Consider the following 18,757-nt stretch of genomic DNA (forward strand, 5'->3'; position numbering starts at 1 on the left):
TTTATCATCCTGTTTTCATTTCCTTTGATATAGCAGTTTATGTGCCAACATAAAGTCTACGTAATGAGATACAAAAAATTGTATTTCAATACAGCTATTGCTACATTCCCCATCAATCTTCTTATTTATATAGATAATCCTCCCATGAGCAAAGTCAAAACTGTGTACCGTTGCGAACAATGTGGAACTGATCATCCTAAATGGGCGGGTCAATGTACAGATTGCGGAGAATGGAATAGTCTGACTGAAGTCCGTGTTGAACCAACTGTAACCCATCGTGCACAACCTAAAATAGGCGGATATGCAGGTCAAGCGGCGAATATTACCACTTTAAATAAAATTTCCGTTTCACATGAAACCCGTTTATCGACTGGCATTGGTGAATTTGACCGTGTTTTAGGTGGGGGTTTGGTGACGGGTTCTGTGGTACTGATTGGTGGCGACCCCGGTATTGGTAAATCCACTATTCTGTTACAAACCGCTACCCACATGGCATCGGCACAAAGCTCAGCGCTTTATGTCACAGGCGAAGAATCACTTTCACAAGTGGCGTTACGCGCCACTCGTTTAGAATTACCAACAGACTATCTTCAGGTTATGGCGGAAACGTGTGTAGAACGAATTTGTGAAGTTTTAGCCCAAGTCCGCCCTGCTGTTGCCATTCTTGATTCGATTCAAACGCTGTATACCGAAACACTGCAATCTGCTCCCGGTGGGGTTTCGCAAATTCGTGAATCTGCCGCACTGTTGACCCGTTTTGCTAAAAATAGTGGCACCTCACTATTTTTGGTGGGACATGTGACCAAAGAAGGTGCATTGGCTGGGCCGCGTGTTCTAGAACATATGGTCGATTGTGTACTCTATTTTGAAGGTCAATCAGACTCCCGTTATCGAATGATTCGCGCAGTCAAAAACCGCTTTGGTGCAGTCAATGAATTAGGCGTATTTGGCATGACGGATAAAGGCTTACGTGAAGTTGCCAATCCATCTGCAATTTTCTTAAGTCGTTATGATGAAGCAATTCCCGGCTCTATCGTCATGATTAGCCGTGAAGGTACACGTCCACTATTGGTGGAAGTGCAAGCTTTGGTGGATGATGCACATGGACAACCACGTCGTGTGGCTTTAGGTTTAGAACAAAACAGACTCAATATGCTGCTTGCTGTTATGCACCGTCACGGTGGCGTACAGACTTCTGGTCAAGATGTCTATGTTAATGTGGTGGGTGGTTTAAAAATTACCGAAACAGGTTCTGACCTTGCTGTTTTACTTGCCTGTGCCTCTAGTTTACGCGGTAAAGCCTTACCACAACAATTGGCTGTATTTGGTGAAGTGGGGCTTTCTGGTGAAATTCGTCCTGTGCCGAATGGTCAAGAACGCTTAAAAGAAGCCATTAAACATGGTTTCAAATATATTATTTTACCCCGAGGTAATGCTCCTCAAAAACCCATTCCAAATGTACAGATCATTTCAGTGGCACGTTTACATGAAGCTTTAACCGAAGCCATGAACTTAACTGAAGAATTGGCTTAAGCTTAAACAGATGAAAAATTATGTAAAAAACACCGATTTGATATTGAAATTTAATGTAAATGACTGCATAACTGTGTAGCTATAAATTTATTTTTATTTATTTAGGAAAAAACGATGGAAGTTCGACAGCGTAGTTTGATGGCAGGTATTTTAATGGCAGCTTTGGTGGTTGCACCAATGGCTGAAGCGAAACGTGCAGGTGGTGGTAAAAGCCATGGCATGAGTCGTTCTGCTGCTCCAAGCCAATCTTACCAACAGCCGCGTCAAGCTACTCCTGCCCCACAACCAACAACAGCACCTACTCAACAAAAATCAGGTTCTGGCGTAGGTAAAATGGTTGCTGCTGGTGTCGCTGGTGCTGCAATTGGTGCAGTTGCAGCCAATGCAATGGCGGATGACAAATCTGCGAGCAGTGCTAATGCGACTACACAGCAGGAAGAAGAAAAAGGCGGTCTTCCTAGCTGGATTTGGATGCTTCTCGCAGCAGCAGTCGCATTCTTCTTGTTCCGTAAATTCGGAGCAAAAAAAAAACTAGCCGCTAATAACCCATACGCACCAAACAATGCTGGAAATACAGCACCGTTTGGTCAACAAACTGCAGCGCCACGTACTTCAAATGACAACAGCAATATTTTTGGTCAATCAGTAGGTGGTTCTGCGGGTGCAGCAACTCATGCTCCTTTTGGTAATGCTTCAACTAGTAATGGCAATCAATTACCAGATGGCACTGAACCTGCCGCATTCTTACGTGTTGCTCGTCAGCGCTTTAACCACATTCAGTCTATGAATACAGCAAGCAATATTGCTGAAATTCAACGTTATTTAACGCCTGATCTTTATCAGTCTATGTATAACGACATTATGGCAAACCAAGACCAAGACGTTGCTGAATTCTCTAACCTCAATGCGATGGTGGCAGATTCTGCAAATGAAAATAGTCAATATGTGGTGAGTGTACGTTTCACGGGTACCGTAAGCGAAAACTTAAACAGCTTACCGCAACCTTTTGCAGAAGTTTGGCATTTCACTAAACCTGCTGGTTCTAACCAAGATTGGTTGGTTGCAGGTATCCAACAAGAAGCTTAAGCTCTTTTGGAATAAAACAGCGACTTCAGTCGCTGTTTTTTATTTAATAACTGCAAGAATTAATCATCAATAACTCATCCAATTTTCCATTCCCCCCATCTTCTTAAGCAAATCACACTAGGAAAATGCAATTTAATTGTGCATTTTTTTAAACTAATTATTTTAATAGTTAATAATAATTGTTATCATTTACATTATAAATAACTACGTTTAGTAACAATTGAACCTAAAATGATGAACAGCTCCCAACTTGATGCTTTGCCAATAAATCACCTCACCACTTCAGTACCTAAAAAAACGCAGCAAACGTCATCCTTATTGGCTTACCGTTTTATGATTTTCTATCGTTTCATATTGGCACTGATCGGGGGTTATGTTCTAGCAAGTTTAAGTGCTGTGGTCATTGCACAATACTTTGCTGAGTCTCGTGGGAATGCCGCAATGAGTGCTACCCTCATTGCTTTTACACTTTGGGTATGTGCATTTATCTGGGTTTTTATCGTTAATAAGACGCTAAAAGCCAGTCTAGGTATTATTCTTCCAAGCATCTTCTTATTTGTTATTTATAAGTTTTTAGGAAATTAATATGCGTGTAGATGCAAAACAGGAAGGTCCACGCCAATCCATGTCATGGTTACATACGTGGGCAAGTTTAATTCTGGGCTGGTTGTTGTATGCAATATTTTTGACCGGCACTTTAAGTTTCTTCCAAAATGAAATCACTGTCTGGATGAAACCAGAACTTCATCAATCTGTGCCTCAAGACAGTCAAATTCAACAAACTCAAGTGGCGCTCAATTATCTCCAAAAAAATCATCCGAATGCTGGCAGTTGGAACATTCATCTCCCAAATGCAAGGCAAAATACGACGATACTTGATATTCGTAAAATTGGGGAAGATCCTCGTGCACGGCGTGGCGGGGAAAGAATCACGTTAGATAGTGCAACAGGTGAAGTACTTGAAGCACGAGACACCCGTGGTGGTAGTTTCCTTTATCGTTTCCATTTTGAATTGTATGGTCTGCCACGCACATGGTCTCGTTGGGTCGTCGGTATTGCAACTCTACTCATGCTGGTTGCCATTATTAGCGGTGTGATTACGCATAAAAAAATCTTTAAAGATTTCTTTACCTTCCGCTCAGGCAAAGGACAACGTTCTTGGTTAGATGCGCACAATGCGACTGCCGTGTTCGCACTTCCCTTCCATATCATGATTACCTTTAGTGGCTTATTGCTACTACTGTTTACCCTCATGCCTTGGGGAATTAATCAAATTTATGAAAACCGAGGACAATTCTTACAAGAACAAAATCGTGCACTAATCGAAGATAAAGAAAATAAAAACGAACGCACTGAGGTGCGTAATACTGATCGTCAAAACAATGCACAAGCTCGTGGTGAAAATACGGAACAACGTAGTGAAAAACGTCAACAACGTCAAAAACCTGAAGCTCAACCAGCACCGTTAGCAGACATAGCGCCTATTTTGGCGATTGCACAACAAAAGTGGAAAGATAACCCCATAGGTTCAATCAAAATCATTGCGCCAAATACCAATCAAGCCAAAATTGAATTACGTGCTTTATTGGGGGAAAGTGTTGCACATCGTAATGTTTATGACAGCTTAGAATTTAATGGCGTTACAGGTCAAAACATCACAGATGACAGTACCCGTCTAAAAAATCCATCTGTACCGATGGCTATTTATAATGTCGTGACTGTGCTCCATGAGGCACGAGGCCTCGACTTAGCACTCCGTTGGTTATTGTTCTGTTCTGGTATTGTTGGCACATTGATGGTGGCAACAGGTCTAATATTATGGTGTGTAAAACGTGCACCTCAGCAACAAAAACAAGGCTATAAATCCTTTGGCTATCGTGTAGTCGAAATCACCAATATTGCAGCGATTATTGGTTTACCCATTGCCTGTGCTGCATATTTTTATGCCAACCGCTTTATTCCTGTGGAAATGGACATGCGTTCAAACTGGGAAATTCGTAGCTTCTTTATCATCTGGTTACTCAGTTTAATTTATGCAGCGATTCGTCCACACCGTCAAGCATGGTTAGAATTACTTGCGTTTGCAACAGTTGCGTTTGCTCTTTTACCTATCATTAACTTTATGACAGGGGGGCAAGCCCTATGGAACAGTATAGCTAATGGGCAATTGGTGATTGCTTCATTTGATTTAGCTATGTGGCTACTTGCTATCTTGTTCTTCTATTCTTATCGGAAAGTGAAAAATCACAAAGGTCTACCCGTAAAAAAAGCCAAAGTTACTCAGGAGCCTGAAGCATGATTTTTTTCGTCCTGATTTGGTCAATCTGCGCCGTGGCATTCTTTGCTTTAGCAAGTTGCATGTCAAAACATCAAAAACAAATTTTTGGTCGTGAATTAACGCCATCAAAAACTAGACTTGCAACTTTTACAGGTTGGATATTATTAATCATTGCACTGGCAATCTGTATCACTCATGGTAGCTTAAGCAATATGATCAGCTATTGGATTGGCGCACTAACCTTCTCTGCTTTATTTGTCGGTTTATATTTAAGCTATTTTGCACATAAAGCAAAACCGTTAGTGATAAGTTGTAGCGTAATTGCTATTTTAAGCTGGATAACCTATATCATCTAAACGTTCAAAATTAAATAACCGCTTGAAAAAGCCAATCTATGGATTGGTTTTTTTACGCTGACCATTTACGCTATACACATTATGTCCTTTGGATTTGTTATGTCTGATCTTCCTATTTCTACCGAACTGTTTAATCGTGCGATGGCAGGTAATCGTGATGCACAATTCGAACTTGCTGAAATTTATATGCAAAGTGAAAATGAAGAACATGTTGCACTGGCTGAAGAATGGGCGCTTAAAGCCGCACAATTGGGTCATGTTGAAGCAATGTACTGGTTAGGTGAAGGTTATACTTTCTATGCAAAAGATATGCTAGAAGAAGATCCTGAAGAGGCAAAAACCTATTTTGAACATGCTTACCGTTGGTTAGAACAAGCCAGTAAACATAAGCACCCTGCTGCGATTTTAGAGTTATCGAATTTTTACCGTCGTGGCGACGTGGTTGAAAAAAATGTGGCGAAATCGGTTGAGTTGGTCAAACAAGCGGCTGAACTGGGTGAGGTTCAAGCGATGCGTGATTTAGTCTGTATTTACGACCATGGTTTAGGTGTAGACATTGATGAAGCAAAAGCAGATGAATGGTCTGAAAAAGCCAAGGCTGCTGAATAAATCAAACCCAGAAGCCCATCACCCGATCGGCTTCTGGGTCTGCGCGGATTAAAACTTTTGAACAAAAATAATCTCTAAATCCTGCTTCGGTAGAAAATTATTTTCAATCATTTGAAAGCGTATTGGGCTAATTTTTGTCACCTTTCCAGCCCAGCAAAAAGAGACCAATTCATCTGTATCACGTTCAACTGTGAGCTTAAAGTGCTCAATCGGTTTAGCCCAATTGGCGCCCGTTTTTAAAATATAGCCCAAAGCTGAATAAGGAGCATGCTGTGACTTCGCTTTCTTTAAACCCGCTTTGAAATTGCCATCCATGCAATAAGCTTTTTCATCTTCTGCTGGATACAAAGATACTGAACCACCAACCAATGGTGCATATTGGTGTTGTACACGCGTTAGCGAACTGGCTTTAAAGCTTTGCTGCCAACTGTAAATTACCTGAGAAGACCACACAATTGCTTCACTTTCGCTCTTTGGCAAAAGATTTTTTAACTGTGTATTTGAACAACGTCTTAATTTATTCTCAAATATTTCATATTCATAGGTTTTGCGATTCCACGGATTCAGCATTTCAGTTTGCGTAAACCCACATTGCTTAAATAGCTCGGTTGCATCGACTGGCTTTGAGTGCTCATCTTTTTGAATAAATGTTCTCACATGCATTTGTGGCTGAATATTTTTGCCATTCACCTGCACCTTAAAGCTCTTTAGCAATTTTTCCGTATCCGCAAAATCTGATTCAAAAAAATTCTCTATCGGCGGAAGCGGAAAAAGTACCGTTTCAGAGATGTCTTTATTGGTTAAATTTTTAAATTGATAATCAACTTTAATCTGATTTTTACTAATAAATAAGTCTTCACTGTACATTTGAATATTGTTATTTTTCAGATACTCCACACCGCCCGTAGAGACATAGCCCGTACTATCATTGGCACCAATTTGCATGGAGATGAGCACGCATAGTCCGATTCTTTTTTTCATTTTAAGCTTCTTCTTTAATGTTTATTTTTCTGTATCCGTGCGAGCATTTGAATCATCAATCACGATTACTTGTCGGCAGATGCCCTCTGCTTGATGCTGTTGTTCAAAGACAGATGCAGGCATAGCATCAAAACTGTCAAAGAAACAGATTTCCTGCTCATCTATCGAATAAATCAGTGAGTGATTTCCGACATTTTCTAAAGTATCGTAATAGACAATGACAAATTTATTTTGCTCAAATGCCTGTTGAATTTTCTGGTAATTGATGGCAGGTAAAATAGGGAGTTTCAGTTGTTCTGCTTCTGCATAGCTCAGTTTTTCTTGTTCCTGAATATCGGGGTCTTTATCAGTATAGAATTGGACATTGAAACCAAATTTCTTTAATCCTACTGCCAAGCCAATGGTTGTGGTGCCGTGTTCTGCATCGTAACCACAGACCTCGATCAGCTGTTCAATATCTGCATCGATATATAAATGCTGGAGCAGCATCCATACCGCATAGATACCGCCATTTGCTTCAAGGTTCATTAGGGATTCAGGGATGTTCAAAGCCATAACACAATTCAAAAAAGATGATTGTGTTGATAATAAGCAAAACGACATTGGAACTACAACAATTTCCAAGTACAATATGCGACTCGTCGAGGGGTGCTGCGACTTTTTCACAGGCTGATTTTCAAAAACAGTAATGTGAAATCGCTAGGCTCGACGATTCGGTCAAAGCTTCTGTGAAATACGGGTTTGATCAACAACGGCATCCGCGAACATAACGATCCAATCTATTTTTATTGTTATTTAATAACTAGGAGATCCAGATGAACGCGGTTACTGCTTCATTTACAGATTACAAAGTTGCTGATATTTCACTTGCTGATTACGGCCGTAAAGAAATTAAACTTGCTGAAGCTGAAATGCCAGCATTGATGGGTTTACGTAAACGCTATTCAGCTGAAAAACCACTTGCTGGTGCAAAAATTCTTGGTTGTATCCACATGACCATTCAAACTGCGGTTCTCATTGAAACCCTAGTTGAATTGGGTGCGGAAGTTCGTTGGACATCTTGCAACATTTTCTCGACTCAAGACCATGCTGCTGCTGCAATTGCTGCATCTGGTGTTCCAGTATTTGCTTGGAAAGGCGAAACTGAAGAAGAATACATGTGGTGCCTTGAACAACAAATCAATGTGAATGGCAAACCTTGGGATGCCAACATGATTTTGGATGATGGTGGTGATTTAACTGCTGTTGTGCATGATAAATACCCTGCTCTAATTGCCAAAATCCACGGTATTACCGAAGAAACCACGACTGGTGTTCAACGTCTTCTAGAAATGTGGAAAGACGGTTCACTTAAAGTTCCTGCAATCAATGTTAACGATTCAGTAACAAAATCTAAAAATGACAACAAATACGGTTGCCGTCACTCTCTAAACGATGCCATCAAACGCGGTACTGACATGTTAATGTCTGGTCGTCGTGCACTTGTTATTGGTTACGGTGATGTAGGTAAAGGTTCTGCTCAATCACTTCGTCAAGAAGGCATGATTGTACGTGTAACTGAAGTTGACCCAATCTGTGCAATGCAAGCATGTATGGACGGTTACGAAGTTGTTTCTCCATACAAAAATGGCGTACAAACAGGTAAGAAAGAAGATGTAAATGCAGATCTTCTTCAAAATACTGACTTGATCGTAACAACAACGGGTAACTACCACGTGTGTGATGCTGCAATGCTTGATACTTTAAAAGCTGGTGCTGTGGTGTGTAACATCGGTCACTTTGACACTGAAATCGATACCAACTATTTACGTGGTTACAAGTGGGTTGAAGTTAAACCTCAAGTACACCAAGTGTATCGTACAGAAAACGATAACGATTACTTAATCCTTCTTTCAGAAGGCCGTTTGGTCAACCTTGGTAATGCAACTGGTCACCCATCACGTATCATGGATGGCTCATTTGCCAACCAAGTTTTAGGTCAAATGCATTTGTTCGCTGAAAAATTTGCGGATCTTGCTGAAGATCAAAAACAAGCTGCAATTCGTGTAGAACTACTTCCTAAGAAATTAGATGAAGAAGTTGCTGCTGCAATGGTTGCTGGTTTTGGCGGCGTATTGACTCAGTTGACTCAAGTACAAGCAGACTACTTGCGCGTTCCAGTTGAAGGTCCATTCAAATCTGACTCTTATAAATACTAAGTTTTTAATCCCCCTCTCTTAACTCTCCGTTAGGAGAGGAAATTCCTTCTCTTGTGCTGTGCTTTAGAGCAGCGCAAGAGAAGGTAAAATGAGGGTCATAACAATAAAAAACTTAAGTATTTACGAATTAAAAAAGGATTTGAAAAATGACCAAACGTATTCCAGTTTCGTTTGAATTTTTTCCGACCAAAACAGATGTAGGTGCGGAAAAACTTCGTGTAGTTCATCAAGAATTACAACTACTTAATCCTGAGTTCTTTTCTGTAACTTATGGTGCTGGCGGTTCAACGCGTGAACGTACACTTGCAGCAATCAACGATTTTAATGGTAAAGGCACACCTGTTGCACCACACTTATCTTGTATTGGTGATGATAAAGTACGTATTGCTGAATTACTTGATTTGTATAAATCGCAAGGCATTGACCGTATTGTTGCACTACGTGGTGACTTACCTTCGGGTCAAGTAGGCTTAGGAGAGTTGTCTTATGCCTCTGACCTTGTGGCGTTCATTCGTCAACATTCAGGTGATCACTTTCATATTGAAGTGGCAGCTTATCCTGAAATGCATCCACAAGCAGAAAGCTTTGATAAAGACATTCAAAACTTTATCACCAAAGCTCGGGCGGGTGCCAATGCAGCATTAACTCAATTCTTCTTTAATCCAGATGCCTATTTCTACTTTGTCGATCGCTTACAAAAAGAAGGCATTGATCTTCCTGTAGCGCCTGGCATTATGCCTATTACCAATGCCAGCAATCTCATTCGCTTTGCAGATGGTACAGGTGCAGAAATCCCACGTTGGATTCGCAAGCAATTAGCTACATATGGTGATGACAGCGCAAGTATTAAAGCCTTTGGTCATGAAGTCGTGGTTAAACTGTGTGAACGCCTGATTGCAGGTGGTGCACCAAGTCTACACTTCTACACCATGAATCAGACTGAACCCAATCGCCAACTTGTGCTTGATTTAGGTCTAGCATAATTCTAGTTTAACTGCCCTTTTCACTGATTTTTGAGAGTAATACCACATGCCGCGTTTTTTTATTGAAGCTGGTTTAGCTGTTGATACGCATGTTGAATTAACGGAAACCGTTTTTCACCACTGGGTGAAAGTATTACGCGCAAAAGTCGGTGAAAGCGCGACCTTGTTTAACGGACAAGGCGGTGAATATGAAGTCACTTTAGCGGATATCCAAAAGAAATCAGCCACCGTTTTAGTCAATAGCTTCAATCCTGATGATCGTACCGCAACTTTTAGCACCTTACTCGGACAAGTGATGAGTAAAGGTGACCGTATGGATTATGCCATTCAAAAAGCAGTTGAATTGGGTGTCTCACAAATTCAACTTTTAACCTCTGAACGCTGCGAAATGCGTTTAAAATATGATCGCGACCAAAAAAAAATAGACCATTGGCAAGGTATTGCTATTGCAGCCTGTGAACAATGTGGCATGAATCGCGTTCCAGAAATTTTAGCACCACTTGCATTAGCCGACTGGCTTGCGACTGAATTACCCACCACTAAACTGGTACTTGCACCAAATAAAGGTCAGATTGATGTACTAGCTAATGCAAGCAAAGACATTGCACTATTAATTGGCCCTGAAGGTGGCTTGAGTGAAGTAGAAATTGAGCTATCTAATAAAGCAGGATTCATCAATTGGTGTATTGGCAATCGCGTATTACGCACTGAAACAGCGCCAATTGTTGCCTTATCTATTTTAAATTACAACCTAACTGCCTAGTTCATCTTATTCTGGATAAATAGCACGCAATTCGATTGATTTTTTTAAATAACATTATTACTCTTGATTAAAAGGACAAATATAGATTTAAAAAAGTTTTTCTTTTTAAACACTCGTAAATTTTGATGGGTTAATTTATCGCAAAACAAAAATAAGGTTTTTGCTTTTATGTCAAATATTCAGGATGAATATATCAACAAGCATGTGAGTGCTGATCAAATTACCAATACGATTCGGCTTAGTCGATTCTTTCTAATTAGTATTGTGATTATTTCCCTGTATATTTATTGCATTTATCAATTTTATTTTGCGAAACCATCACTCTATTTCAACCTTTGGTTTATAAGCACGGAACTGTTTTGTTGCTTAAGTTTACTCATTACCAGTATCTATTTTACTCCCCTTAATCTCTCATTAAATCATGTACATCGTTGGCTTCAATTTCAATGTTTAGCGATAGGAAGTTGTATCGGGGCTGGTATTGGTCTGATTTATTACTATCTTCCACAATATAATCATGATTTCAATCAAGTTCATGGATTAATTTTATCTGCTTTACTTCTGATTGTAAGCCAAGCATTTGCTTTAACTTTTTTAACCCAACGGCTAAATTATTTTTGTTTAGCCTTTATTCCTGCAATTTCACCTTACCTTGCTTCACAATTTATTTCAGTAGAAAGCTCAAATTATTTATTCCACTTAACCATCAATTTTGCACTCATTGTCACGCTATTTTGTGCAAATGTAAGCTCACGTATTCATCAACGTCTTTCATCTCTTTACTCCAAAAACAATCGCTTGGTTAAAAATGCAGAGCAACAAGTACTATGGACAGATGAGTTATGTCAGCAATTAAAAACCGAAATGAATAAGTCAAAAGATATTGAACTGCAATTACAATTAAACAATCAGCTTCTTGAACAAAAAGTAAAGGAACGTACTTTCGATATCGCTAAAATGAACACCGATTTAGAAAACCAGCAACAAAATCTTGTCTTAGCCCATGAAATTGCAGGGCTTCGACATTGGGATTGGAATATTAAAGATCGGGAAATTTTAATCACCAACTCAAAACAACAAAAAATCTTAAAACCTTCAAAACAACATCATCACCAACTACAGAATATTATTCACTCCGATGATGTCGAACATTTCAAATCTTCGATGAAACAACATTTACGCGGTCAATCAGATCTTTATGAAGCCACATATCGAATTCAAAATAGTCTTGGGAAATGGAAATGGGTACATGATATTGGCAGAGTCATTAGCCGTGATCCCCTCAATCAAAAAGCTTTACGTATGGTCGGCATTCGTCGTGATATTCATCAGGAACGCACAGATCAGGAACGTTTAAAACTTGCAGCCAGCGTGTTACAACAAGCTTCAGAAGGGATTTTTATACTCGATGAACAACTGTGTTACATCGACGTCAATCCATTCTATGAACAATTGACAGGATTCTCACCTAAAAAAATCATTGGCAAACATTTATTTGATATTACTGCAAACGATAAACCCCAACAAAGAAGTGAACATTATTTAATTATCAATCAATTGCTTAAAACAGGTGAATATGATGGGGAAATCAATGAAAAATTTCTCTCAGGTAAAGAACTCACGGTTTGGATGCACATTAATGCCATCACTGATGAGCAAAATCGTGTAACACACTATATTGGTATTGTTTCTGATTTAACTGAGCGTAAACTACAAGAACAACGTCTATCCTATTTAGAAAATTACGACCCTCTAACCGACTTACCTAATCGTTTTTATTATAACTATCAATTGCACCAATATTTGGTGAGCCAACAGGATTCAATTCAACAACTTGCAGTTATTCGTCTCAATATCGATCGTTTTAGACCTTTGAATGAATTTCTCTCCAACAGTGGTGGCGATGAGTTACTACGTCAAGTTGCTCAAAGACTGCGACTCACCAACACTGAAGCTTTATTTTTAGCACATTTAAATAGTGATGACTTTGCAATTGTCTATGAAATTTCACATATTCGACTATCAATCCAGCAACATTGTGAAAAGATCAATAAAGCATTTTCATTACCCTTCAATATCTTTGGTCAAGATCATATTATCACCCTCTCTATGGGGGTGGCTTTCTATCCTGAAAATGGTCGCCAACTTGACTATCTGAATAATTGTGCCGAACAAGGATTAACCGAAGCTAAAAACTTAGGCGGTAATACCGTTTGTTATTACTCAAACAAAAATCCAGCCTTACTTGAACAAGGCATTTATTTAGAACGCGATTTAAGGCTTGCGATTAATAACAATGAATTGATTGTTTACTATCAACCCAAAATTAATTTTAGCGACCAAAACATTTATGGCTTTGAAGCCCTCGTCCGTTGGAATCACCCAACTAAAGGGATTATTCCACCAAATTCATTTATTCCTCTTGCAGAACAAACCAGTTTAATCTCAGATATTGGTCGAATTGTTATACAACAAACCGCTAAACAAATTAGACACTGGAATGATTTAGGCTTTAATAATATATGTGTCTCGGTCAATGTGGTTGCACAACAATTACAACGTGGGCAATTACTTGAAGACCTCGATCATGCCATTCAAACTTACCAAATATTAGGCTCAAGCCTAGAGCTTGAAATTACTGAATCATCGCTGCTTGAAAACTCAATTACGGTTAAAAACCTGCTCAATGAAATCAAAAAACGTAAAATCAATATCTCCCTAGATGATTTTGGAACTGGTTACTCGTCGCTCTCTTATCTTGCTGATTTTCCAATTGATATATTAAAAATAGATCGATGCTTTATATCCAAAATTGGCGAAAATAAACAAGAAGCGATTGTTAGTGCCATGATTGCTATGGGCAAAGCCATGGGCATGATGGTGGTTGCTGAGGGTATTGAAACCAAGCAACAACTTCAGTACTTACAAGATCTCAAATGTGACATTGCACAAGGTTTCTTATTTTCAAAGCCTTTACCTGAAAGTGAAGCAACGATCTTCTTAGAACAACACAAGCTTATGCCTTCCGAGATATAGACTTATACCTGCTTAATATAAGTCTACCGACCTAAGTATAAGTTTACTTGAAAAAGGTATATTCGCGACTGTGCTAAGGTCGTAACAAATGTTATATTCGACTAAAGTAAGCAAAAAACCACCACCCGCTCAGGCTGGGCAATTCAAGCAACAATCAAGCAACAATAGAGATATCGATGGACGATCAATCATTAAAACAGCAAGCTTTGTACTACCACGAACACCCAACACCAGGGAAAATCAGTGTTACGCCAAGTAAACAGCTGGTCAACCAACATGACTTAGCGCTTGCCTATTCTCCAGGTGTCGCAGCGCCATGTTTAGAGATTGAACGCGACCCATCAACAGCAGCACTTTATACCGCACGTGGGAACTTGGTTGCTGTTATTACAAATGGTACAGCCGTTTTAGGCCTAGGCAATATTGGCCCATTAGCGTCTAAACCTGTAATGGAAGGGAAAGGTGTACTGTTTAAAAAATTCGCGGGTGTCGATGTATTTGACCTCGAAATTGCTGAAAACGATCCAGACAAAATTGTCGATATCATTGCAGCATTAGAACCGACTTTTGGTGGTATTAACCTTGAAGATATTAAGGCACCAGAGTGTTTCTATATTGAGAAAAAACTTCGTGAACGCATGAATATCCCTGTGTTCCATGATGATCAACACGGCACATCAATTATTGTAGGTGCAGCATTACTGAATGCTTTACAACTGACTGGCAAAAAAATTGAAGAGATTAAAATTGTCGCTTCAGGTGCAGGTGCTGCTGCATTATCATGTTTAGATTTGCTTTGTGCTTTAGGTGCGAGCAAAGAAAATATTACCGTTGCCGATTCTCGTGGTTTGTTAACGACCAAACGTGACAACCTTGATGAATCTAAAAAACGCTACGTTCAAGATATTGAAGGCTCTCAACTTGCAGATGTTATTGCGGGTGCAGATATGTTCCTTGGACTGTCTGCGGCAGGTATTTTAACCAAAGAAATGGTTAAAGTGATGGCTGAAAATCCAATCATTTTCGCCTTAGCAAACCCAGATCCAGAAATCTTACCTGAACATGCACATGAAGTACGCCCAGATGTGATCATGGCAACGGGACGTTCGGATTATCCAAACCAAGTCAATAATGCACTTTGTTTCCCTTATATCTTCCGTGGTGCTCTAGATGTTGGCGCAACCACCATTAATGAAGAAATGAAAATTGCTTGCGTATATGCAATTGCACGTATGGCTCATGTTGAAGCAGATGCTGCAACGTATGGCGAAAAATCGGCATCATTTGGTCGTGACTACCTGATTCCACGTCCACTTGACCAACGTTTAATCCTTGAGATTGCCCCTGCTGTTGCTAAAGCAGCAATGGATTCTGGTGTAGCGACTCGCCCGATTCAAGATTTCTCTGCATATCGTCAAAAATTGTCTGAGTTCGTATACAACTCTGCATTTATGATGAAACCGATTTTTGCACAAGCGAAATCTGATCCTAAACGCATTGCCTATGCCGAAGGTGAAGACTTACGTGTTCTTCGTGCCGTTCAAATTGCAGTGGATGAAGATTTAGCAAAACCAATTCTTGTTGGTCGTACTGCTGTAATTGAAGCAAACATCAAGAAATTGGGCTTGCGCCTTGAACACGGCGTCAACATTGAAATTGTAGATCAAGAGAAAAACCCGCATTACGAACAGTTTGCAGATGATTACTATCAAACCATGCAGCGCAACGGGGTAACACCTGAATATGCGCAACGTGAATCACGTCGTCGCTCTACCCTCATTGCTTCAATGCTCGTAAAATTTGGTCATGCAGACGGTATGCTTTGTGGTACTTATTCAAGCTATGATATTCATTTAGATTTCGTTAAAAATGTGATTGGTCTTAAAGAAGGTCGTAGCACATTCTTCACGTTAAATGCGCTCATGCTGAATGATCGTAACTTGTTCATTGCTGACACCTATGTCAATACCAATCCAACGGCTGAACAGCTTGCTGAAATGACCATTTTAGCAGCAGAAGAAGTTCGTCGCTTTGGTATGACACCGCGTGTTGCTCTGCTTTCTCACTCAAGTTTCGGTAGTGATCAGCAAGATTCAAGTGCACAAAAAATGCGTAAAGTGTTTGAAATCTTAAGCGAAATTGCACCTGAGCTTGAAGTTGAAGGCGAAATGCATGGTGATGCAGCACTAGATGAAAACATTCGTCATTTTGCATTCCCTAACTCACGTTTCAAAGGTTCAGCAAATTTACTGATTATGCCAAACCTTGATGCTGCAAATATTTCATTCAACTTGTTGAAATCTACCTCAGGTAATAATGTGACCATTGGTCCTATTTTACTGGGTGCAGCGAAACCAGTGCATATTCTTACGCCAACCACGACAACGCGTCGCTTGGTCAATATGACTGCATTGACGGTTGCTGAAATTCAACAAGCTCAAGCTGAATAAAAGGGAATCTTTAGCAAAAAGCTAAGGTTCTTTACTTGAGAAAACCTCTATTCTGTAGCATGATTGCTTGAAGAATAGAGGTTTTTTCATGCGAGTTTATTTAGTAGGCGGTGCAGTACGTGATCACTTACTCGGTCACCCCTATCACGAAAAAGATTATGTCGTTGTCGGTGCTACACCTGAACAATTGTTAGCTCAGGGTTATCAACCTGTAGGTAAAGATTTCCCCGTATTTTTACATCCAAAAACAAAAGAAGAATATGCTTTAGCTCGTACAGAACGAAAATCTGGACAGGGTTATCATGGTTTTGAATTTTATACTGATGTCAGTGTCACCCTCGAAGAAGATCTGATTCGGCGCGACCTCACCATTAATGCCATGGCAATGGATGATGACGGTAAAATTTATGACCCATATAATGGTCAACAAGATTTGGCAGATCGGTTACTCCGCCACGTATCAGATGCGTTCGTAGAAGATCCCCTACGCGTTTTGCGTATTGCACGTTTTACAGCACGTTATAAATCACTCGGATTTACAGTTGCACCTGAAACCTTAGCGCTGATGCAGCAATTGGCAGAATCAGGTGAATTAGAAGCATTAACGCCTGAACGTGTCTGGAAAGAAACCTCCCGTGCCTTGATGGAAGATCATGCTGATGAGTATTTTGAAACCTTACGTGTTTGTGGTGCTTTAAAAGTTCTATTCCCAGAATTAGATGCCCTCTATGGCGTTCCACAACGTCCTGAATATCATCCAGAAATTGACTGTGGCATTCATACCATGATGTCGCTACAACAAGCTTGTAAAGCCAACTATTCACTCGATGTACGCTTTGCTGTTTTAATGCATGATTTAGGTAAAGCACTTACTCCAGTAGATGAATTACCACGTCATATTATGCATGAAGAACGTGGCATCAAGCCAGTCACTGAGGTTTGTGATCGACTTAAGGTTCCAACCCATACCAAGCAACTCGCTCTAGCCGTATGTAAGGAACATTTAAAATGCCATCAAGCATTAACCCTTAAACCGGGCACTTTATGGCGCTTATTACAACGTTTAGATGTATTACGTCGCCCTGAACGTGTTGCAGCCTATGTGCAAGCTTGTGAGTGTGATTCCCGTGGTCGCCTAGGTTTAGAAAATCGTGAATATCCACAAGCGCAATATGTATTAGATGCGATAGACGTTGTTCGTGGTATTAAAGCGCAAGATCTTCCCGCAGATATTCAAGGCCCCGATATTGGTGAAATGCTCATTCAACGTCGTATCAAAGCAATTGAAGAGTTAAAAGCACGGCAGACTGTTTCAATTGTCTAGTTTAAAAAAAAGCTTCTCTTATGAGAAGCTTTTTTTTAAACCTCCTTTACGGAGCATTTCGATTCACCTTTAAAAAATGAAGAACTTTCCCCTCCCTTTTTTAAAGGGTGAGAAACATTGTTTCGCAAGGGAGGGGTTTATAAGATTTTTTAGCGATATTCTTAAGAAACATCGGCAGGGAAAGTAATCACTTTTTCTAACGTCATCTGCTGCGTTGCAACCATCAATAAACGATCAATCCCTAAAGCGATACCGGAACATTCAGTCATATTCGGCAATGCCGCCAGTAGATATTCATCAATCGGCATCACACGTAAACCTAACTTTTCACGCTCCAAATTATCCACTTCAAAGCGAGAACGTAACACCGCAGCATCAATTAGTTCATCATAGGCATTTGCCAATTCTAGACCTTCAATATATAGCTCAAAACGTGCTGCCACTTGCTCGCCATCTTCATCGGTTCTGACTTTGGCAAGAGATGCCATTTCAGCCGGAAAATCGGTTAAAAATACCGGAGTATCAAAGCCTAAACTCGGTTCAACCATATGTGAAAATAACAAGTCGATATAGCCCAAACGGTCATCACCCAAATCCAGATTTAAACCGACACGGTTACAGCAGTCTTTTAACTGTTTTAAACTGGCTTGTAATGGATTGAGATTCAAACGATCCATAAAAGCATGTTTATAACTTAAAATAGTTGGACGCACTTCACCAAAACGATGCGCCAAAGTCACATTCAGTAAGTCAGTGACTTCAAACATTAACCCTTTTAAGCTTAAATTTGGGCGATACCATTCCAACATGGTGAATTCACTGTTGTGTTTACGTCCATGTTCATCATCACGGAACACTTTACAAATTTGGTAAATCGATCCACTACCACTCGCCAATAAACGCTTCATGGCAAACTCAGGTGAAGTCTGTAAATAATGAGTGTGTTGCTTTCCACCAAGATGACGCTTCGCCTGAACTGACGCTAAATGTACATCGGTTACACCTGCTTGTGACAATATTGGCGTTTCCACTTCCAGCACTTCGCGTTCAGCAAAAAATTGACGAATTTGCGCATACATTTTGGCACGTGCTTTTAAAGCTTTAATATCACAAGTGGGCTGATAATTTACCATTTCAGTGTTTATCATTTCAGAACTTTC

The 18,757-nt window shown here is 39.9% G+C and carries 15 protein-coding genes; 12 read left to right on the forward strand and 3 right to left on the reverse strand.

The window, feature by feature from the left end:
* Positions 1 to 144 precede the first annotated feature (144 nt).
* From radA to B9T25_RS05815, 6 genes are all read left to right on the forward strand, one after another.
* Positions 145 to 1,533: a DNA repair protein RadA gene (gene radA / locus B9T25_RS05790; RefSeq protein WP_086187522.1), complete on the forward strand. Its 1,389-nt coding sequence runs from the start codon at positions 145 to 147 to the stop codon at positions 1,531 to 1,533.
* A gap of 114 nt (positions 1,534 to 1,647) precedes the next feature.
* Positions 1,648 to 2,619 (forward strand): Tim44 domain-containing protein, encoded by a 972-nt coding sequence (locus tag B9T25_RS05795; protein ID WP_086187523.1) that lies wholly within the window; start codon positions 1,648 to 1,650, stop codon positions 2,617 to 2,619.
* Positions 2,620 to 2,850: 231 nt separating this feature from the next.
* A complete protein-coding gene (locus B9T25_RS05800; protein ID WP_086187524.1) occupies positions 2,851 to 3,204 on the forward strand; it encodes a hypothetical protein in 354 nt (117 codons plus the stop codon).
* A gap of 1 nt (position 3,205) precedes the next feature.
* Complete coding sequence (locus B9T25_RS05805; protein ID WP_086187525.1) at positions 3,206 to 4,918, forward strand: PepSY-associated TM helix domain-containing protein; 1,713 nt, start codon at positions 3,206 to 3,208, stop codon at positions 4,916 to 4,918.
* Complete coding sequence (locus tag B9T25_RS05810; protein WP_086187526.1) at positions 4,915 to 5,253, forward strand: DUF3325 domain-containing protein; 339 nt, start codon at positions 4,915 to 4,917, stop codon at positions 5,251 to 5,253. The genes B9T25_RS05805 and B9T25_RS05810 overlap by 4 nt, the downstream gene beginning before the upstream one ends.
* 99 nt (positions 5,254 to 5,352) lie before the next feature.
* Entirely contained in the window at positions 5,353 to 5,862 is a 510-nt protein-coding gene (locus B9T25_RS05815; RefSeq protein WP_086187527.1) for a tetratricopeptide repeat protein, read from the forward strand.
* Positions 5,863 to 5,910: 48 nt separating this feature from the next.
* On the opposite strand, the gene B9T25_RS05820 is transcribed toward B9T25_RS05815, so the two are convergent.
* Together B9T25_RS05820 and B9T25_RS05825 are read right to left on the reverse strand one after the other, a co-directional pair.
* Complete coding sequence (locus B9T25_RS05820) at positions 5,911 to 6,843, reverse strand: DUF4424 family protein (RefSeq protein ID WP_086187528.1); 933 nt, start codon at positions 6,841 to 6,843, stop codon at positions 5,911 to 5,913.
* Positions 6,844 to 6,864: 21 nt separating this feature from the next.
* A complete protein-coding gene (locus tag B9T25_RS05825) occupies positions 6,865 to 7,398 on the reverse strand; it encodes a cysteine peptidase family C39 domain-containing protein (RefSeq protein WP_086187529.1) in 534 nt (177 codons plus the stop codon).
* A gap of 260 nt (positions 7,399 to 7,658) precedes the next feature.
* Here B9T25_RS05825 and ahcY point away from each other — a divergent pair, with 260 nt between their 5' ends.
* The 6 genes from ahcY (at position 7,659) to B9T25_RS05855 (ending at position 17,597) form a co-directional block, all read left to right on the forward strand.
* Positions 7,659 to 9,041, forward strand: coding sequence for an adenosylhomocysteinase (gene ahcY / locus B9T25_RS05830; protein ID WP_086187530.1), 1,383 nt, complete (start codon positions 7,659 to 7,661; stop codon positions 9,039 to 9,041).
* A gap of 146 nt (positions 9,042 to 9,187) precedes the next feature.
* Complete coding sequence (gene metF, locus B9T25_RS05835; RefSeq protein WP_086187531.1) at positions 9,188 to 10,024, forward strand: methylenetetrahydrofolate reductase [NAD(P)H]; 837 nt, start codon at positions 9,188 to 9,190, stop codon at positions 10,022 to 10,024.
* A gap of 46 nt (positions 10,025 to 10,070) precedes the next feature.
* Positions 10,071 to 10,787 (forward strand): 16S rRNA (uracil(1498)-N(3))-methyltransferase, encoded by a 717-nt coding sequence (locus tag B9T25_RS05840; protein ID WP_086187532.1) that lies wholly within the window; start codon positions 10,071 to 10,073, stop codon positions 10,785 to 10,787.
* A gap of 168 nt (positions 10,788 to 10,955) precedes the next feature.
* Complete coding sequence (locus tag B9T25_RS05845) at positions 10,956 to 13,823, forward strand: EAL domain-containing protein (RefSeq protein WP_086187533.1); 2,868 nt, start codon at positions 10,956 to 10,958, stop codon at positions 13,821 to 13,823.
* Positions 13,824 to 13,999: 176 nt separating this feature from the next.
* Positions 14,000 to 16,273 carry an NADP-dependent malic enzyme gene (locus B9T25_RS05850; RefSeq protein ID WP_086187534.1) on the forward strand — a complete coding sequence of 758 codons (2,274 nt, stop codon included), beginning with the start codon at positions 14,000 to 14,002 and terminating at the stop codon, positions 16,271 to 16,273.
* 88 nt (positions 16,274 to 16,361) lie between these two features.
* The gene (locus B9T25_RS05855; protein ID WP_086187535.1) at positions 16,362 to 17,597 is read left to right on the forward strand and encodes a multifunctional CCA addition/repair protein; all 1,236 of its coding nucleotides are present in this window, start codon (positions 16,362 to 16,364) and stop codon (positions 17,595 to 17,597) included.
* A gap of 161 nt (positions 17,598 to 17,758) precedes the next feature.
* On the opposite strand, the gene epmA is transcribed toward B9T25_RS05855, so the two are convergent.
* Positions 17,759 to 18,730: an EF-P lysine aminoacylase EpmA gene (gene epmA, locus B9T25_RS05860; protein WP_171262741.1), complete on the reverse strand. Its 972-nt coding sequence runs from the start codon at positions 18,728 to 18,730 to the stop codon at positions 17,759 to 17,761.
* Positions 18,731 to 18,757 lie beyond the last annotated feature (27 nt).

The organism is Acinetobacter sp. ANC 4470, assembly GCF_002135335.1.
GTDB lineage: Bacteria > Pseudomonadota > Gammaproteobacteria > Pseudomonadales > Moraxellaceae > Acinetobacter.